Annotated in this window: 2 protein-coding genes; both read right to left on the bottom strand. The window is 44.6% G+C overall.

Going from position 1 to position 1,124, the window contains the following annotated elements:
* Window positions 1-82: 82 nt before the first annotated feature.
* Window positions 83-409 (bottom strand): flagellar hook-basal body complex protein FliE, encoded by a 327-nt coding sequence (gene fliE, locus B7Y67_RS18925; protein ID WP_215302772.1) that lies wholly within the window; start codon window positions 407-409, stop codon window positions 83-85.
* Window positions 410-443: 34 nt separating this feature from the next.
* Window positions 444-1,124, bottom strand: a 681-nt coding sequence (locus B7Y67_RS18920) for a sigma 54-interacting transcriptional regulator (protein ID WP_293599952.1), incomplete at its 5' end; no start/stop codon positions are given.

The raw sequence follows: 1,124 nt of genomic DNA, 5'->3' as shown, positions 1-1,124 counted from the left end.
CCGATAGATTCTCGATAAGAGGTCTTGGTAATAAAAAAGCCCAGTTGGACTGGGCTTTTGCTTGTCTGGGGGCTTGAGCTTCTTAAACTTGTAAGTTAGTTACTTCTTTGTAAGCATCGACTAATCTGTTACGAACTGCAATCATGCCTTGCAAGGAAAGATTGGCTTTTTGGAGGGAGACGATCACGTCTTCCAATGAGGTATCTGATGCACCAGTTGCAAAAGACTGGGCTTTAGCTTGAGCACTATTTTGGGCGGTATTAACGTTTTCAATGGCGTTTTTGAGAACTGCAGAGAAATCAACACCATTGCCAGCTTGGTTATCAGTAGCGACAGGCTGACCACTGGCTGCAGCGGCTAATGCCTGCATCCGGGTAATCATCGAATCTACGCTGGTTGTTGTGCTCATGCGCCTAATTATCTATCAAAATCACTCAAAATACTCATTCATTAAGAAAGCCTGCTTCTTTATAGGCTTTCAGCTTGTAGCGTAACGCCCTTGCTGAGATACCTAATACTTCTACGGCTTTCGTTCTATTTCCATTTACCTCTGCCAAAACCTTGAGGATGTGCTCACGCTCCACCGACTCAATATCCTGACTTGCTTCGCCCTTAGATAATGCAATTTCTGTGCCATTTTGGGGAATTTTGCTATCTGGAGCACGATTTATTACTTCTTTTGGGGGATGGTCGACCGTGTCTGTGTGAGTCAGTTGGGAGTCATCTAGTTCTAAGTCTTCAGCATAGATTTGATCCCCGTCTGCCAATAAAACCGCTCTTTGGATAATGTTCTCAAGTTCGCGGACATTGCCAGGCCAAGGGTACTTTTGTAAAAGAGCTCTGGCTGCCACACTCAGGGTAAGCGAATCACGACCAATATTTACGCTATAGCGTTTGAGAAAGAACTCCGCTAGGGGAATGATATCCAGCGGACGGTTACGCAATTCCAGAACATGAATCGGGAATACGTTTAGGCGGAAGTACAAATCTTCCCTGAACTTACCTGCTTTGACTTGCTCTTGAAGATTAAGGTTGGTTGCCGCAATGATGCGCACATCTGCCTGAATCGAATCAGTAGATCCAATGCGTTCAATCATTTTGTCTTGTAATACGCGCAATAGTTT

This window comes from Polynucleobacter sp. 35-46-11, from assembly GCF_002281105.1.
This window is presented reverse-complemented; position numbering and strand designations above follow the sequence as displayed.